A 16,838-nucleotide genomic window follows, 5' to 3' on the forward strand; every position below is an offset into this window, starting at 1 on the left:
ACCAGGGTGTGTGAGCGATGACCACACTCGAACTCTCCGCCATCTCCAAGACCTATCCGGGGCAACGTGCACTCGACAGCGTGGACTTTGCAGTCGCCGCCGGCGAGATCCACGCGTTGCTCGGTCACAACGGCTCGGGAAAGTCGACTCTCATCAAGGTAATGTCGGGCTACCACACGCCGGACGCGGGATCCGGAGCGTTCTCGGTTGCCGGCAGAGCAATCAGATTCGGTGACGTCGCGGGCATTCACAATGCGGGAATGCGGTTCATCCATCAGGACATCGGGATGATCGAAGGGCTGACGGTTCTCGAGAACCTACGGCTCGGCGTCGGCAACTACGACGCCCGTCGACTCGGGCGCATCAGGTGGGGTCGCGAACGAGAACTGGCGAGGCGCAGTCTCGCGGAACTGGGACTGGACCATATCGATCTCGATGCCCCGCTCGCGGATCTGTCCGCTGTGGAACGAACCGAGGTCGCGGTGGCGCGAGCCCTCGGAGATCAAAGTGCCGTGACGGTACTGGTGCTGGACGAGGCGACTGCGGCGATGCCCGCGGAACAGGTTGGCAATCTGTTCCACCTGATCCGCCGCCTGGTGGAACGTGGCGTGGGCGTCGTCTACGTGACTCACCGGCTCGAGGAGGTGCTCGACATCGCCGATCAGGTGACCGTGCTCAGGGACGGCGAAGTCGCGCTGCGATCGAAGGTCGCCGATCTGACCGGTCCGGAACTCGCGCGCGTGATCGCGGGAACCGAGATATCGCCCGTGCGAACTCGGGAAGCCGCTGGGAAGCGCGACGGTGAGACTCGGCTCGAGTTCGTGGACGTTGTCGCGGGGCGGGAACTCAAGGGTGCCAGCTTCAGTCTGCGGGCCGGCGAGGTCGTCGGGATCGCCGGACTCACTGGATCGGGAGTGCACGAGGTCGTGCGGTTGTTGCAGGGCGCCGCACCCGTGACATCGGGCGAGGTCAGGGTCGAGGGACGAGTTGTGCAGCGGTTCGGTACGCGGCCGATGCGTGAGCGCGGTGTGGCCGTGCTGCCCGGAGAGAGGCGCCTGAAGGCGATCTTCACGATGTCGGTGGCCGAGAACATGACGATCTCGAAGCTCGGAACGCTCCGACGTCGCGGGATCCTCAGCCGTCGGGTCGAGACGAAGGAGGTGCTGGGCGGGATCGATCGTTTCGATATCCGACCTCGGGACCCCGACCGCCCGATCGAACTCCTCAGCGGAGGCAACGCACAGAAGGTGTTCGTGCTCAGATGGCTGCGAATCGAGCCGCGCGTCCTGGTGCTCGAGGAACCCACGCACGGCGTCGACGTCGGAGGATCTGCCGAAATCCTCCGGGTCATAGCCGAATCCGCTGCCCGGGACAACGTTGCGGTCCTGCTCTGTTCGTCTGACACCGACGATCTTGCTGCAGCATGCGACCGCGTCCTCGTATTCCGGGACGGCGTTGTCCAAGCCGAGTTACAGGAGGAGGAGATCACCCGTGAAAGAATCGTTGGACTCTGCTACGCCGCGTCCTGACCTGTCGGAGCCGAACGCCGGCCCTCCGCTTGCCCGGCGGGCGTCCGTCAACTCTCTCGCCTCGAAATGGGCGGGGCCGCTGTTGCTGCTCGCCATGATCATCGGATTCACGATCGCCCTCCCCGGTGTTTTCCTGACCAGCAGCAACCTCGTCGCGGTGGTGAACAACCAGGCGATTGCCGCGATCGTCGCTCTGGGCCTCCTGTTCCCCCTCGCAGCGGGCGTCTTCGACATCTCGATCGGCGGTGTGATCACGCTGTCGGTCATCTCGTCCGCGTCGATGTTCCAGGCAACCTCTGGCCGGATGCCTGTCATCGCCGTCATCGTCATCACTTTGCTGGCCGGGTCGTTGGCGGGCTTCGTGAACGGAATTCTCGTTGTTCGACTCCAGATCGACCCGTTCATCGTGACTCTCGGCACGGGCTCTGTCTTTCTGGGGATCTCACAGCTCATCGCGAACGGAAAGGCTGTCTCCGAGGACATTCCGACAGCCTTCACCGACCTCGGACGGGGCGAGGTGTTCGGCATACCCAACCCCATCGTGTGTGTCGTCGTCCTGGCCGTTGTCGTCTACTACGTCCTCGAACACACGCCGCTCGGACGGATGATCTATGCGACCGGAGCCGGGCGGGAGGCATCGAGGCTGGCGGGAGTCCCCACGGAACGCATTCTCTACCTGGCATTCTGTGCGTCGGCCTTCTGCGCTGCGCTCGCCGGTCTGGTCTACACGGCACGCATCGGAACCGGTCAACCCGATGTCGGTGGGCAGTACCTGCTGCCTTGCTATGCGGCGGCCTTTCTCGGATCGACCATGATCAAGCCGGGGCGATTCAACGTCGCGGGACTACTCGTCGGACTCGCAATCATCGCGGTCGGAATCAACGGTCTGCAGCTCTGGGGAATCCCGTTCTGGGTGATCTCCACGTTCCAGGGTGGGGCTCTCGTCCTGGCCGTGGTCCTGACCAAGATCCGCAAGACCTCGAAGTCGACCTGACTCGGAGCGCGGAACCAACCAAGGAGAACGCCATGGCCAATTTGGCCGGCAAGGTTGCATTCGTTACGGGAGCTGCACGCGGGCAAGGGCGTTCGCATGCGCTCACCCTGGCGCGGGCAGGTGCCGACGTTGTCGTGACGGACATCTGCCGCGACGTACCTTCGATCCGATACCCCCTCGCCACACCCGACGATCTCCAGGAGACCGTCCGCCTGATCAAGGATCTCGGTCGAGAATGTCTTCCGTTCGTTCTCGATGTGCGAGACAGCGCCGCGCTCGACGACGCGGTCGCGAACACGGTCGACCGGTTCGGCGCGCTCGACATCTGCGTCGCGAACGCGGGAGTGTGCGGGCACGGAAAGTTCTGGGAAATAACCGATTCGATGTGGGACGAGATGATCGGCATCGATCTGACGGGCGTATTCAAGACGCTGCGCGCCGTGACGCCCACGATGACGACGCAGGGCAGTGGTCGGATCGTGGCGACTGCGTCGATGGGCGGTCGTATGGGTAACCCGAACCTCGCGCACTACGTCGCTGCCAAGTGGGGCGTGATCGGACTGGTCAAGTCCCTCGCGCTCGAAGTGGCGCGATACGGGATCACTGTGAACGCGGTCTGTCCGGCCACGGTCGACACGGAGATGGTGCACAACGCATCGATGTACGAATTGTTCTGTCCGGAACACGATTCGCCGACTCGGTACGATGTCGAGCAGGTCTATGCGCAGATGAGTCCGATGCGGGTTCCCTGGGTGGACCCGCAGGACGTCGCGGACGCGGTGCTGTATCTGGTGTCGGAGCGGGCGCGCTACGTCACCGGATCCACGTTGGATGTCTGCACGGGTGCGACGGCGGGAATGCCCTGATGGCAAAGGTATCCGACGCTCACCAGGCAGTCTATCGCGGGTTCAACCCACCGCATCTGACGTTTCCGGGAATGTCTCAGGCCGTGCGCTGCGGCGAACTCGTTCTGGTTTCCGGTCAGGTCGCACTCGGCGAACACGGACACGTGATCTCCGCCGATCCCCGCGAGCAGGCTGAGCAATGCCTAGCCAACCTCGAATCGGCACTCCAACTCGCCGGCGCGGGTGTCCGCGATGTCGTCAAGCTGGTCTGCTACCTCACCGATGCCTCACAGTTCGGCGCCTACAGCGCGGCGAGGGCGCAGCGTTTCGGTGACCTTGCACCTACCGGTACGACCGTCGTCGTGGCAGGTCTGCTGGATCCGGCGATGCTGATGGAGGTGGAGGCATGGGCCGTGGTGCGGCCACCCGGGGGATAGCCGGGATGCGCTCACCCGCGGCGTGCGCACTGTCGTCGCGTCCCGGCCCACTCGGCGATCGGCCGACCAGCTACGAGATGCTCGTCGACGAACCGCTCGACGCGGTCGGCGCGCATCCCGGCGTACCAGGTGTCGTCCGGGTACACGGCGACGACGGGCGCCTGCGAGCACGGGAACATGCAGCCGGTCTGGGTGACGAGGACGTCGTCGTCACCGAGACCGCGTGCCTCGAGCGCGTCGTCGAGGGCCGCCGCGGTTTCCGGGCCGCCGCGGGCCGAGCAGCGCGGGCCGCGGCACACCAGCACGTGGCGGGCGAAGCCGGGCACCTCGTCCCAGGCGGGGGAGGTGAGGGGAGCGGTGGTGGTGCGGGCGGGCGTCGTCGGCCCGTTGACCGCGGCGGCCAGCAGGTCCGCGTAGTTCGCGGTGTCGGTGAGCGGGCCCGCGATCCGGACGTCCGGCGCACCGGTTCCCCTCTCGCGCAGCCAGTGTCCGATCACGCGGCGGAACCACGCGTCGATCTTGCGGTCGAGCACGGTCTGTGCGCTGATCACGACGACCTCGGTCGCGCCCGCGTCGGCCGCCTCGTCGAGGACCACGGCGATCGCGGGACCGGATCCGCCCAGGACCGCGGTGCGGAACTCGGTGTCGGGGTGACGCGCCCGCAGGGCCGCCAGTGCGCCTCCCAGTTGGTCGCGGGGATCGTCTCCACGGTCGGTGGGCGCGGTGAGAATCACCCATCGGTCGGGTCGGATCGTGTTCATGACAAAGACCTTTCGGTGTCCGTGGCGGGACTGCACAGCACCACCAGGGGGCGCCCGGTTCGGGGGTGCGTCTGCACCAGCGCATCGAGTCCGTAGACGTCCGCGAGCAGTTCCTCGGTGAGCACGGCCCCGGGCGTGCCTTCGGTGACGACCCGGCCGTGTTGGAGGACCACCAGGTGGTCGCAGTACATCGCCGCCAGGTTCAGGTCGTGCATCGCCGCGACGGTGGTGAGGCCACGGTGACGAATCAGGTCGAGCAGGTCGAGCGACGCGGAGACGTCCAGGTGGTTGGTGGGCTCGTCGAGCAGCACGACACAGGGGCGCTGCGCGAAGGCCCGGGCGAGCTGTGTCTTCTGCTTCTCGCCCCCGGACAGGCTCTGCCACAACCGGTGTCGCAGTTCGGTGATCCCGGCCATCGCCAGGCTCTCGGTGACCACGTCGGCGGTGCCGATCGCGGCCGGTCGGGCCCAGCCACCACGGTGCGGGATCACGCCGAGTTCGACGATCTGCTCCACCGTCAGTTCCAGTTCGGTCGCCGAATGCTGTTCCACCAGTGCAACGGTCCGGGCGAACTCGCGACGATTCATCTCGGTCGCAGGCTCGTCGCCGATCATCACGCGCCCGCTGTCGGGGCGGGTGAGGCGGGCCATCGCCGACAGCAGCGACGTCTTGCCGGAGCCGTTGGGGCCGATGAGTCCGGTGACCCGTCTGGACGGGGCGTGGCACGTCACGTGGTCGAGGATGGTGGTGCCGTCCACCGACCACGACACGTCCTCGACACGGATCTCGGGCGAGTGGTGACTCACGAGCGTGCCCCCCGGCGTCGCAGCAACACCACGAACACCGGCACGCCGACGACGGCGGTGACGATGCTGATCGGCAGTTCGCGGCCCGGCATGACGGTGCGGGCCGCGATGTCGGCCCACACCAGCAGCACCGCGCCGACGAGTGCGACGACGGGTAGCAGGCGAGCGTGCAACGGGCCGACGAGCATTCGGGCGGCGTGGGGGACGACGAGTCCGACGAACCCGATCACGCCGGCCTGCGCCACGAGGGCCGCCGTGCACAGCGACGCCACGCCGTAGAGCACCCAGCGGGACCGTTCGACGTCGGTGCCCAGGCTCGCGGCGACTCGCTCGCCGAATGCGAACGAGTCCAGCACCCGGGCGTGCGCCAGCATCACGACGGTGGTCACCGCGACCACCACGGCGAGGGTGACCAACCCCGGCCAGCGCACCCCGGCGACGGATCCGAGTGTCCATTGCAGGACGCGGTGCGCGGCGTCCCGGTCACCCAGCAGCACCAGCGCCGAGGTCACGGCCGCCGCGAACTGGCCGACCGCGATGCCGGCGAGAACGAGGCGTCCGGGCAGGAGGGCGCCCGAGCGGGACGTCGAGATGAGGAACACCAGCAGCAGGCTGGCCAGGGCGGCGACGAACGCCGCCGCCGACACCGCGCTCAGTCCGAGGAAGCCGATCGTCCCGACCCCGGCGGTCAGCGCGAGCACCGCACCCAGCGACGCGCCGCCCGACATGCCCAGCAGATAGGGGTCGGCCAGCGCATTGCCGGTGAGCGACTGGAGGACGGCGCCGCACAACGCCAGGCCGGCGCCGACGAGCGCCGCCGCGAGCACCCGCGGAAGCCGCAGGTCGACGACGATGTGCGTCGTCAGCAGGTCGGTGCCGGGGCCGATGCCGAGACGTCCGGCGATGGCGTCGACGACGGTGCCGATCGACAGGTCGGCCGCGCCGATCGCGACGCCGGCCGCGCAGCTCACCAGGAGCAGCGCGGCCAGCGCCACCGACCAGGCGGTGGCGGTCGTCGACCGTACCCGGGCGGGAACCCGGGTGCTCACGCTCATGCCCGGCCGCCGCCCAGCTGCTCGCTGACGAGGGTCGCACCCTCGATCAGGCGCGGACCGGGAGTGCTCGCCGAGAACGGGACGACGACGAACGCGTTGTCGCGCACCGCCTTCAGATCCTTCAGTGCGGGATCGTTGCGGAGGTAGTTCTTCTTCTCCTCTGCGGTGTCCCACGACGCGTCGGCCAGGACGATGACGTCCGGGTTCGCGGCCAGTACCGTCTCCCAGCTGCCGTCCAGCCAGGCGCCATTGGAGTTCGCGAAGACGTTGGTGCCGCCGACCGCGTCGATGATCAGCTGCGGGCCGCCCGCGTTGCCGCCGACGTACGGGGTGTCGGTGTTGCTGTCGTACCAGAAGATCGTCTTGCCCTTCGCCGGAGCGGCGGACTCGATGCCGGCGAGGGTGGTCCGCATCTGCGCGACGACGGCGTCGGCCTCGGTCTCGCGGCCGAACAGGGTGCCGTAGTCGGTGATCTCGGTGGCGATGGAATCCCACGCGACCGGCGGGCGCGTCGACTTGTCCTTGCAGCCGAACGGCGAGACGTACGTGGCGATGCCCAGTTCGTCGAACGACTCGTGCGAGCCGACGGCCTTGTCGTCGAACGCGCTCGAGTACGACGCCAGCACCAGGTCCGGCTTGGTCTCGAGCAGCGCCTCGCGGCTCGGGTAGTCCTTCTCGTCCAGCGCCGGAATCTGCGCGTACGTGGCCTGCCACTGCGGGGCGACGGTGTCGTCGAGGTACGCGGTGCCGACCATCTGCCCCTCGGCACCGATCGACAGCGCCGACTCGGTGGCGCCCTGGTTGAGGGTGACGGCCCGCTCGGCCGGACCGTCGAGCGTGACGGTGCGGCCACAGTTCTGCAGGAAGATCGACGCGGCGTCGGCGTCGGAGTCCGACGATCCGCCACACGCGGAGAGAGTGAGCGCGGCAACGATCGACACCGCCGCGGAGGAGATGACTCGGCGAGATACAAGGGTGCGCAAAGCGACCCGCCTTCCATGACTCGTGGAAAACGTGCAGTTCTGCGTCACGGCCGGTCTCCTGGCTCGGCAGGGATGACCGCCGACTACGCCTTCCCGGATGCGCGTGCATCCAGTGGCTGGGGTCGAGCCCCTAGTAGTCGACGTACCTGCCCACAGTGGCGAGTACCGCGCCGGCTTCAACCGGACTTCCCGAACACCGTGACGACATCGTGAAGAATAGACGACCGGTCAGGCGGCGCTGCCCGCCTTGTCTGCTTTCGCGGACCGCGGCATCAGCGCCGACGACAGTGTCAGCAGCACCGCGACGCCGACGATGCCGATGAAGACGAGGTGGATCGCGTCGGCGAGATCCGTCGGATCCGGCTCCGCGGCGTCGCCGACACGTGAGTTGACGAGGGCGCCGAACACCGCGATCCCGATGGCGCTGCCGATCGAGCGGGCGAACATGTTCGTCGACGTCACCACCCCGCGTTCGCTCCAGTCGACGCTGGACTGCGCCGCGATGAGCGTCGGCGTGGCGATCAGGCCGAGGCCCGATCCGATGACGAAGCTGACGGCACCGACGTGCCACACGGCGGACGCGGACGACAGCAGCGTCAGCAGCACCGAACCGACGACCACCAGGGCGCTGCCGATCAGCGGGGTGGTGCGGAAGCCGACTCGCAGGTACAGCCGCCCGGCCTGGGACGCCGCCAGCGGCCAGCCGATGCTGAGCACCGCCAGCGCGAACCCCGCGACCAATGCGCCCGTGCCGAGCGCACCCTGCACGAAGGTGGGCACGTAGGACGTCAGACCCGTGACGATCGCGCCGACCGCCATCGACGCCAGGCTGCTCGCGACGACGACCCGGCGGGTGAGCATGTGCAGCGGCAGGATCGGATCCGCCGCGCGGCGCTCGACGAGGACGAACGCGCCGAGGAGAACAGCGCCGACGACGAAGACACCGATTCCGGCCGGGGACACCCACGCCCACGCCTGGCCGCCCTCGAGGAGTCCGAGGATCACCAGCGTCGCGCCCGTCGTGAGCAGCACCGCGCCCGCGTAGTCGGTGCGCCGGCGGGTGCCGGTCCCGGTTCTCCTCGTCGTGGTCTCGGAGAACCGGCGCTGCAGCATCCACGCCGCCAGCGCACACAGCGGGAGATTGACCAGGAAGATCCAGCGCCACGACAGGTATTCGGAGAACACACCGCCGAGCGTCGGGCCCAGCACCGCGGACATGGCCCACACGCTGGCGATGTACGCCTGGACCTTCGCGCGTTCGGCCACGGTGTAGATGTCGCCGGCGATCGTCATGCTCATCGGCTGTACCGCGCCGGCGCCCAGACCCTGGATCGCCCGGAACACGATCAGTGCGGGCATGCTCCAGGCCACGCCGCACAGCAGCGACCCGACCGCGAACAGCGCGATACCCAGGTGCATGATCGGCTTGCGGCCGAAGACGTCGGCGAGTTTGCCGTAGACCGGCACCGACACGGCCTGCGCGAGCAGATAGATCGAGAACAGCCACGGGAACTGCGTGAAGCCGCCCAGGTCGCTGACGATCGTGAGCACCGCGGTCGCGATGATCGTGCTGTCGAGCGCGACGAGGGACGTGCTGAGCATCAGCGACAGCAGGATCGGGCCGCGCTCCGAACGCAGTCCCACCGATGCCCTGGCTGCGACGGTCGTGCCGGTCATCCACCCTCCCGCCGATCGATCGCTAGGTCTGGAACAAGACTAATGATCTCCGGCCGGGACCATTTCCCGCCTCCACCCACCCCGCGTTTTGCGCACTTGCCGCGCTTTCCCGGGCCGATTCCGGGCGACAAGTGCGCAAAACGCGGGAGCGGGGGTAATAGAGCAGTCACGTGCTGTGGGGTGCGCCGATCGGGGCGACCGATAGGGTTGAGGACGTGCGTCCTTCACTCGAGTCCTACACCCACCTGGCCGGCGGCAAGGTCCGCGATCTGTACACGATCGACGACGAGCACCTGCTGCTGGTCGCCAGTGACCGGATCTCGGCCTACGACCACGTGCTCAGCACGCCCATCCCGGACAAGGGTCGCGTGCTCACCGCGATGAGCGTGTTCTTCTTCGAGAAGCTCGGCGGCACCAACCACCTCGCCGGCGACCCGCTCGACGAGCGCATCCCCGAGGAGGTTCTCGGCCGCGCGCTGGTGGTGCGCAAGCTGAACATGCTCCCGGTCGAGTGCGTGGCCCGCGGCTACCTCACCGGGTCGGGCCTGGCGGACTACAACAGCACCGGCGCGGTGTGCGGTGTCGCGTTGCCGGAGGGTCTGGTCGAGGCCAGCCAGCTGCCCGAGCCGATCTTCACCCCCGCCAGCAAGGCCGACCTCGGCGACCACGACGAGAACATCGACTTCCAGACGGTCGTCGACAAGGTCGGCCAGGATCTCGCGGTCAAGCTGCGGGACGACACGCTCGACATCTACTTCCGGGCCGCCAGCTTCGCGCGGGACCGCGGGATCATCCTCGCCGACACCAAGTTCGAATTCGGGCTCGACGCCGACGGCAACCTGGTCCTCGCCGACGAGGTCCTCACGCCCGACTCATCGCGCTACTGGCCGGCCGACGGCTACGAGCCCGGCAAGGTGCAGCCCAGCTTCGACAAGCAGTTCGTGCGCAACTGGCTCACCAGCCCGGAGTCCGGCTGGGACCGCGCGTCGGACACGCCGCCCCCGCCGCTGCCGCAGGACATCGTCGACGCGACCCGTGCGCGCTACATCGAGGCGTACGAGCGCATCTCCGGTCTGTCGTTCGAGGATTGGGTGGGCTGAGATGACCGTGCCCCCGATGCTGACTCCGCCCGTCGCCAAGCGGGTGCCGTTCGAGCGGACCCATCACGGGGACACGTTCGTCGATCACTACGAGTGGTTGCGGGCCAAGGAGGACCCGGAGGTCATCGAGTACCTCGAGGCCGAGAACGCCTACACCGCTCAGCAGCTCGAGCACCTGGAGCCGTTGCGGGAGAAGGTCTTCCAGGAGATCAAGTCGCGCACGCAGGAGACCGACATGTCGGTGCCGACGCGACTGGGTGACTGGTGGTACTACGCGCGCACCATCGAGGGCAAGCAGTACGGCGTCAACTGCCGGTGCCCGATCTCCGGGCCCGACGACTGGACGCCGCCCGAGCTGTCGGCCGACACCGCGATCGAGGGCGAGCAGGTGCTGCTCGACGGCAACGTCGAGGCGGAGGGACACGAGTTCTTCTCCGTCGGAGCGTTCTCGGTGAGCCACGACGGCACACTGCTGGCGTACTCGGTCGACGTCGTCGGCGACGAGCGCTACACGCTGCGGTTCAAGAACCTCGCCACCGGTGAACTGCTGGCCGACGAGATCCCGAACACCGCGCCGGGCGCGACGTGGGCCGTCGACCACCGGCACATCTTCTACCTCACGGTCGACGAGTCGTGGCGGCCCGACACGGTGTGGCGGCACAAGCTCGGCACCGGGCAGGACGAGGACGTCCAGGTCTTCCACGAGCCGGACGACCGCTACTGGGTGGCGGTCGGCTCGACGCGCAGCGAGAAGTACCTGATGATCTGGCTCGGCTCGAAGGTGACCACCGAGGGCTGGATCCTCGAGTCGGCGAACCCCGAGGGCGAGTTCCGGGTGATCCTGCCGCGCCGCGAGGGCGTCGAGTACTCGGCCGAGCACGCCGTGATCGCCGGTGAGGACCGCTTCCTGATCCTGCACAACGACGTGGTCGACGGCGAGAAGGCCGAGAACTTCGTGCTCGCGCAGGCCCCCGTCGCCGATCCGAGCGCGATGGAAATCCTTGTCCCGCACCGCCACGACGTGCGGCTCGAGGACATCGACACCTTCGCCGATCACCTCGTGCTCAGCTACCGCCGGGACGTGCTCACCCGGGTGGCGATCTGGCCGCTCACCCCCGAGGGCTACGGCGAGCTCACCGAGATGGAGTTCGACGAGGAACTGTTCTCGGTCGGCCTCGGGTCCAACCCGGAATGGGAGCAGCCGACGCTGCGGATCGGCTACACGTCGTTCATCACGCCCTCGCGCGTGTACGACTACCGCCTGGCGACCGGCGAACTGCTGCTGCGCAAGTCGCAGCCCGTGCTCGGCGGGTTCGACCCGGCCGACTACGAGCAGCACCGCGAGTGGGCCGTCGCCGACGACGGCACCCGCATCCCGCTCTCGATCGTGCGGCGCAAGGGACTCGGCGGCGATCCGGCCCCGACCCTGCTGTACGGGTACGGCTCGTACGAGGCCAGCATGGATCCCGCGTTCTCGGTCGCACGCCTGTCGCTGCTCGACCGCGGCATGGTCTTCGCCGTCGCGCACGTCCGCGGCGGCGGTGAGATGGGCCGGCACTGGTACGAGAACGGCAAGACCCTCACCAAGAAGAACACCTTCACCGACTTCGTTGCGTGTGCACGGCATCTCGTCGACGAGGGGCGTACGACGCCAGATCAGTTGGTGGCCGACGGCGGCAGCGCGGGCGGTCTGCTGATGGGTGCGGTCGCGAACCTCGCCCCCGAACTGTTCGCGGGCATCCTCGCGAACGTGCCGTTCGTGGATCCGCTCACGTCGATCCTCGACCCGGATCTGCCGCTGACGGTGATCGAGTGGGACGAGTGGGGCAATCCGCTCGCGGACCCGCACGTGTACGAGTACATGCGCTCGTACAGCCCGTACGAGAACGTCGAGGCCAAGGACTACCCGGCGATCCTCGCGATCACGAGCATCAACGACACCCGGGTCCTCTACGTCGAACCCGCGAAGTGGGTTGCGGCCCTGCGGTCGACGAAGACCGGCGACGCGCCGCTGCTGCTCAAGACCGAGATGAGCGCCGGTCACGGCGGCGTCAGCGGGCGGTACGAGAAGTGGAAGGAAGTCGCGTTCGAGTACGCGTGGGTGCTCGACACGGCCGGCGCCGTGTAACGACGCCGGCTCAGCGTGACGGGGAGGCCGCCCAGGTGTAGCGCACCTGCGGGCGGCCCGCCCGACCGTACTGCGTCTCCCGAGCCAGCGCGCCGTCGTCGGCGAGGCGTTCCAGGTAGCGCCACGCGGTCACCCGGGACACCCCGACGGCGGCGGCCACCTCGGCCGCCGTCACCGGTCGGTCGGCGTCGCGCACGCACGCCCCGATCAGGTCCGCAGTCTGCGGGGCAACGCCTTTCGGGGTGGTGGCCCGTTCGTCGGCGCTGCGCAGCACCGCCATCGCCCGATCGATGTCACGCTGGCTCGCCGCGGACCCGCCCGCGGACAGCGCGTCCCGGAACTCGCGGTAGTGCTCGAGTTTGTCGCGCAGCGCCGCGAACGTGAACGGCTTGAGCAGATACAGCACCACCCCGCGGGTGACGGCCGTCCGCACGACGTCGAGGTCGCGGTCCGACGTGACGGCGATGATGCCGGGAGTGGGGCGCAGGCCGCTCAGCGCACCCGCGAGGTCCAGTCCGCTCGCGTCGGGGAGGCCGATGTCGAGCAGGACCAGGTCGATCGGTGCGTCGGACGTGGCGGCCTCGGCCACTGCCCGCAACGCGTCGCCGGCGGTGTGCGCGACCGCGTGCACCGAGAAGCCCTCGATGCGTTCGACATACGAGCGGTGCGCCTCGGCGATCAACGGTTCGTCCTCGACGATCAGCACGCGGATCATCGGTCGCCGTCCTTCCCGGTATCGTCCCGCCCCGTCGCAGTCGACAGTGGAATCTCGATCACCAGCATGCCCGCCAGCGAGGGTTCGGTGCGAAGTCGCCCACCGTGCCGGGCCACCACCTGGGCCACGAGCGCGAGACCGAGGCCGCGCTGGCGGGCCGGGCGCCCGTCCACCGGTTTGGTCGAGTAGCCGTGGGTCGTCGCCCGCGCGAGCGTCTCGGGATCCATGCCGGGTCCGCTGTCGGCCACGCGGATGACGAGTTTCGAATCCTCCTCCGCCACGGTCACTTCCACCCACGGGTTGTCCTCGTCCGAGGCGCGTGCCGCCTCGATCGCGTTGTCGATCAGATTTCCGACCACGGTCACGAGCTCGAGCGGGCTGAGCGCACGGGTGGGGCCGAGCGCGGTGTCCTCGGTGACCGTCAGCTCGACGCCCTGCTGGGCCGCCTCGGTCGCCTTGCCCAGCAACAGCGCCGCGAGCGCGGGCTCGTGCACGGCGGCGGTCAGGCGGTCGATCAGCTGCTGCGACGTCGCCAGTTCGGCCGTGGTGAACGCGACCGCCTCGTCGCTGCGGCCCAGTTCGACCATCGTCACGATCGTGTGCAGCCGGTTCGCGTACTCGTGGGCCTGCGCGCGCAGCGACTCGGCGACGCTGCGCGCGGAATCGAGTTCGCCCAGCGCGCTCTGCAGTTCGGTGTGGTCCCGCAGCGTCACGACCGTGCCGATGCGTCGACCCTCCCACAGCACGGGCGCGCGTCCGACGATCAGCACCCGGTCCGCCGTGACGTGCACCTCGTCGTGTTCCTCGTCGGCGTCCGGCCCGATGCGGCGCAGGGTCTCCGGCAGCTGGTCCGGGATGATCGGGCCGTCCGGCAGCCACAGCAGCCGGCGGGCCTCGTCGTTGATCACGTCCACCCGGACCCGGCCGTCCCGGTCCCGGCCGAACACGATCAGTCCCTCGGAGATCGATCGCAGCACCGCGTCGTGGTGCTCGTAGAGGCGGCGCAGCTGATCCGGGTCGAGGCCGAGCGTCTGCCGCCGCAGCCGGTTGCTCACCAGGACCGAGCCGAGTGCGGCGATCCCCACCGCGATCCCGAAGACCCCGATCAGCGGTGGCAGCCCGTCGGCGAACTGCTCACCGATGCGTTCCCGGGTCACCCCGACCGACACGAGACCGAGCAGTTGCCCGTCGGCCTGCACCGGCGTGACCGCGCGGATCGACGGACCGAGCGAACCCGAGTACGTCTCCGTGAACGTCTCGCCAGCCAGCGCCCGCTCGATGTGCCCCTCGAAGCGCTGCCCGATCAGCGCCGGGTCGGGGTGCGTGTAGCGCGTCCGGTCGGGCGCCATGACGACGATGAAGTCGGTGCCCGTCGCCTGCCGGATTCGTTCGACCTCCGGTTGCAGGGCGGCAGTGGGGTCGGGGGAGCGCAGTGCCGCGATCGTGGAACCCGACAGCGCGAGGGTCTCTGCGATGCCGGTCACTTCCCGCCGGGTCGCCTCGTCGGAGTCACGGCGCTCGTCGACGATCGTCAGCGCGGACAGCGCCGTCACGACCAGCGTCAACACCACCAACTGGAGAATCAGCAGTTGCCGCGCGACGCTCAGCGGTTTGCGGGACACGGCCCGAGCCATGCCAGTCCTTCCGTGAAACTTATGAACACAAACTTCTCCGGTGCCTGGATCGGTACCAGCATTCTCCCGGGCGGTACGGCGTGATCGCAGTCACTCGACGATCACGCGCTCCGCCTCCGAGAATCCCCCGAGCCAGAGGACACCTCATGAGCACGAGTGCAACAGGGACGCTGGGCGCGGCGCAACCCGCCCAGCGCGGGAAACCGCGGGACAAGACGCACTGGCTGTACGTCGGCGTCATCGTCGCCGTGATCGCCGGCGTGCTCGTCGGGTGGCTCGCGCCCGAGGCCGGCAAGTCGCTCGGCGTGCTCGGCACGATGTTCGTGGACCTGATCAAGATGATGATCAGCCCCGTCATCTTCTGCACCATCGTCCTCGGCATCGGATCGGTGCGCGCGGCCGCGAGTGTCGGCAAGGTGGGCGGGCTCGCGCTCGCGTACTTCATCGGCATGTCGACTGTCGCGCTCGGGATCGGCCTGGTCGTCGGCAACCTGCTCGATCCCGGCAGCGGACTCGAGATCAGCGCCGACACCGCGAACACCGGTGCGGCGCTTGCCGAGAAGGCCCACGCCGCCGGCGGCACCATGGACTTCATCGCGTCGATCATCCCCACGACGATGCTGTCGTCGCTCACCTCCGGCAGTGTCCTGCAGACCCTGTTCGTCGCGCTCCTCGTCGGTTTCGGCCTGCAGGCGATGGGCAAGCAGGGCGAGCCGGTCCTGCGCGGCATCGGACACGTGCAGAAGCTCGTGTTCAAGGTGCTCTCGATGATCCTGTGGCTCGCCCCGATCGGCGCCTTCGGCGCGATCGCCAACGTCGTCGGCCAGACGGGGCTCGGCGCCGTCGTCCAACTCGGCGCGCTCATGCTCGGCTTCTACCTGACCTGCCTGATCTTCGTGTTCGGCGTGCTCGGCAGCATCCTGCGTGCGGTCGCCGGGGTCTCGATCTTCAAGCTCGTGCGCTACCTCGCCCGCGAATACCTGCTGATCTTCGCGACGTCGTCGTCCGAGTCGGCCCTGCCGCGGCTCATCGCGAAGATGGAACACATCGGCGTCGAGCGCACCACGGTCGGCGTCGTCGTGCCCACCGGCTACTCGTTCAACCTCGACGGCACCGCGATCTACCTGACGATGGCGTCGATCTTCATCGCCGACGCGATGGGGCAGCCGCTGTCGCTGCCCGAGCAGGCGTCGCTGCTGGTCTTCATGATCATCGCGTCCAAGGGCGCGGCCGGTGTCAGCGGTGCCGGACTCGCGACGCTCGCGGGCGGCCTGCAGAGCCACCGCCCCGAACTGCTCGACGGCGTCGGCCTGATCGTCGGTATCGACCGCTTCATGTCCGAGGCGCGTGCGGTCACCAACTTCTCCGGCAACGCGGTCGCCACGCTGCTCGTCGGGACCTGGACCAAGTCCGTGGACACCGAGCGGGTCCAGGCGGTCCTCTCCGGTGAACTGCCGTTCGACGAGACGACCATGGTCGACGACCACGACGCGCCGAGCGAGGCGGACCGGCCGAAACCGGCGCCCGCGACGACCGTCGAGCGAGAATTGGTGGACGCCTGATGTTCGTGGGGCGGATGGCATTTCCGACGCACGGGGCCCGCGCGTGGGACAAGCACGAGTCCGACGGCTTCGCTAGGTTGGTGCGCATGACGACCCCGCTGCAAGACATCACGATCAACACCCTCGGCGGCGTGCCGACCAGCCTGGGCGAGTACGGCGGCCGCGCCGTCCTCGTGGTGAACGTGGCCTCCAAGTGCGGCCTGACCCCGCAGTACACGGCGCTCGAGAAGCTGGCCTCCGAGTACGCCGAGAGTGGGCTGAGCGTCATCGGCGTCCCCTGCAACCAGTTCATGGGCCAGGAACCGGGCACGCCGGAGGAGATCCAGACCTTCTGCTCCACCACGTACGGCGTCACCTTCCCGCTCATGGAGAAGGTCGAGGTCAACGGCGAGAACCGGCATCCGCTGTACGCCGAGCTCACCCAGGTCGCCGACGCCGACGGCGAGGCGGGCGACATCCAGTGGAACTTCGAGAAGTTCCTCGTCGCGCCCGACGGCACGGTCGCGAACCGCTTCCGTCCGCGCACCGAACCCGACGCCCCCGAGGTCATCGCGGCCATCGAGGCCGTGCTGCCCCGCTAGGAACGCACCACCCGGCGGCGCCCGCAGCGCA

The 16,838-nt window shown here is 68.5% G+C and carries 15 protein-coding genes and 1 riboswitch; of the genes, 8 read left to right on the plus strand and 7 right to left on the minus strand.

The window, feature by feature from the left end; all coding sequences use genetic code 11:
• The first annotated feature begins 17 nt into the window (after positions 1–17).
• The 4 genes from EGT67_RS20850 (at position 18) to EGT67_RS20865 (ending at position 3,805) form a co-directional block, all read left to right on the plus strand.
• A complete protein-coding gene (locus tag EGT67_RS20850; RefSeq protein ID WP_127918018.1) occupies positions 18–1,529 on the plus strand; it encodes a sugar ABC transporter ATP-binding protein in 1,512 nt (503 codons plus the stop codon).
• Positions 1,492–2,523 carry an ABC transporter permease gene (locus EGT67_RS20855; RefSeq protein ID WP_127918019.1) on the plus strand — a complete coding sequence of 344 codons (1,032 nt, stop codon included), beginning with the start codon at positions 1,492–1,494 and terminating at the stop codon, positions 2,521–2,523. The genes EGT67_RS20850 and EGT67_RS20855 overlap by 38 nt, the downstream gene beginning before the upstream one ends.
• A 32-nt stretch (positions 2,524–2,555) precedes the next feature.
• A complete protein-coding gene (locus tag EGT67_RS20860; protein WP_127918020.1) occupies positions 2,556–3,389 on the plus strand; it encodes a mycofactocin-coupled SDR family oxidoreductase in 834 nt (277 codons plus the stop codon).
• A 71-nt stretch (positions 3,390–3,460) separates the two neighbouring features.
• On the plus strand, positions 3,461–3,805 hold the full coding sequence (locus tag EGT67_RS20865; RefSeq protein ID WP_164877626.1) for a RidA family protein: 345 nt from the start codon (positions 3,461–3,463) through the stop codon (positions 3,803–3,805).
• An 11-nt stretch (positions 3,806–3,816) separates the two neighbouring features.
• Here the strand turns inward: EGT67_RS20865 and EGT67_RS20870 are convergent, their stop codons facing one another.
• The 5 genes from EGT67_RS20870 to EGT67_RS20890 all read right to left on the minus strand — a co-directional run bounded on the left by EGT67_RS20870 (position 3,817) and on the right by EGT67_RS20890 (position 9,087).
• Entirely contained in the window at positions 3,817–4,566 is a 750-nt protein-coding gene (locus EGT67_RS20870) for a (2Fe-2S) ferredoxin domain-containing protein (RefSeq protein ID WP_127918022.1), read from the minus strand.
• Positions 4,563–5,372 carry an ABC transporter ATP-binding protein gene (locus EGT67_RS20875; RefSeq protein WP_127918023.1) on the minus strand — a complete coding sequence of 270 codons (810 nt, stop codon included), beginning with the start codon at positions 5,370–5,372 and terminating at the stop codon, positions 4,563–4,565. The genes EGT67_RS20870 and EGT67_RS20875 overlap by 4 nt, the downstream gene beginning before the upstream one ends.
• Positions 5,369–6,427 (minus strand): FecCD family ABC transporter permease, encoded by a 1,059-nt coding sequence (locus EGT67_RS20880; RefSeq protein WP_127918024.1) that lies wholly within the window; start codon positions 6,425–6,427, stop codon positions 5,369–5,371. Before EGT67_RS20880 ends, EGT67_RS20875 begins: the two co-directional genes overlap by 4 nt.
• Positions 6,424–7,368, minus strand: a complete 945-nt coding sequence (locus tag EGT67_RS20885) for an ABC transporter substrate-binding protein (protein ID WP_127918025.1) — start codon at positions 7,366–7,368, stop codon at positions 6,424–6,426. Before EGT67_RS20885 ends, EGT67_RS20880 begins: the two co-directional genes overlap by 4 nt.
• Positions 7,369–7,441: 73 nt before the next feature.
• A riboswitch (cobalamin riboswitch) is annotated at positions 7,442–7,626 on the minus strand.
• Positions 7,627–7,638: 12 nt separating this feature from the next.
• A complete protein-coding gene (locus tag EGT67_RS20890) occupies positions 7,639–9,087 on the minus strand; it encodes an MDR family MFS transporter (protein WP_127918026.1) in 1,449 nt (482 codons plus the stop codon).
• A gap of 215 nt (positions 9,088–9,302) precedes the next feature.
• Here EGT67_RS20890 and EGT67_RS20895 point away from each other — a divergent pair, with 215 nt between their 5' ends.
• Together EGT67_RS20895 and EGT67_RS20900 are read left to right on the plus strand one after the other, a co-directional pair.
• Positions 9,303–10,187, plus strand: coding sequence for a phosphoribosylaminoimidazolesuccinocarboxamide synthase (locus EGT67_RS20895; RefSeq protein ID WP_127918027.1), 885 nt, complete (start codon positions 9,303–9,305; stop codon positions 10,185–10,187).
• Between the two features lie 16 nt (positions 10,188–10,203).
• Positions 10,204–12,315 carry a S9 family peptidase gene (locus EGT67_RS20900; protein ID WP_241566156.1) on the plus strand — a complete coding sequence of 704 codons (2,112 nt, stop codon included), beginning with the start codon at positions 10,204–10,206 and terminating at the stop codon, positions 12,313–12,315.
• Between the two features lie 10 nt (positions 12,316–12,325).
• Here EGT67_RS20900 and EGT67_RS20905 read toward each other — a convergent pair whose 3' ends face one another.
• Together EGT67_RS20905 and EGT67_RS20910 are read right to left on the minus strand one after the other, a co-directional pair.
• Positions 12,326–13,030 (minus strand): response regulator, encoded by a 705-nt coding sequence (locus EGT67_RS20905; RefSeq protein ID WP_127918029.1) that lies wholly within the window; start codon positions 13,028–13,030, stop codon positions 12,326–12,328.
• Positions 13,027–14,664: a sensor histidine kinase gene (locus EGT67_RS20910; RefSeq protein ID WP_127918030.1), complete on the minus strand. Its 1,638-nt coding sequence runs from the start codon at positions 14,662–14,664 to the stop codon at positions 13,027–13,029. Before EGT67_RS20910 ends, EGT67_RS20905 begins: the two co-directional genes overlap by 4 nt.
• Positions 14,665–14,810: 146 nt before the next feature.
• Between EGT67_RS20910 and EGT67_RS20915 the strand changes: the two genes are divergently transcribed.
• Complete coding sequence (locus EGT67_RS20915) at positions 14,811–16,226, plus strand: cation:dicarboxylate symporter family transporter (protein ID WP_127918031.1); 1,416 nt, start codon at positions 14,811–14,813, stop codon at positions 16,224–16,226.
• A gap of 86 nt (positions 16,227–16,312) precedes the next feature.
• Complete coding sequence (locus tag EGT67_RS20920; RefSeq protein WP_127918032.1) at positions 16,313–16,807, plus strand: glutathione peroxidase; 495 nt, start codon at positions 16,313–16,315, stop codon at positions 16,805–16,807.
• Positions 16,808–16,838 lie beyond the last annotated feature (31 nt).

The organism is Prescottella agglutinans (assembly GCF_004011865.1).
In the GTDB taxonomy this organism is placed as follows: Bacteria; Actinomycetota; Actinomycetes; order Mycobacteriales; family Mycobacteriaceae; genus Prescottella; species Prescottella agglutinans.